Genomic DNA, 235 nt, shown 5'->3' with positions numbered 1-235 from the left:
CTTGGCGGGACAACGTGTTCGTCGAGCGACTGTGGCGCAGTGTCAAATACGAGGAGGTCTATCTGCGGGCCTACGAAAGCGTGTCCGACGCCCGCGCCGCGATCGGCCGATACCTCGACTTCTACAATAGCCGGCGTCCCCACTCGAGCCTTGACGGCGGCACTCCGGATCAAGCCTACTTCAACCCGCTGCCAATCCGCATGGCGGCCTAACCCCGGCAGACGCTCCACTTATC

Annotated in this window: 1 protein-coding gene; it reads left to right on the top strand. The window is 63.0% G+C overall.

What is annotated here, in order from left to right:
- Positions 1–212, top strand: a 212-nt coding sequence (locus RAD10_RS42550; RefSeq protein WP_461622097.1) for an integrase core domain-containing protein, incomplete at its 5' end; no start/stop codon positions are given.
- Positions 213–235: the final 23 nt, after the last annotated feature.

It is taken from the genome of Bradyrhizobium sp. 23AC (assembly GCF_054863025.1).
This window is presented reverse-complemented; position numbering and strand designations above follow the sequence as displayed.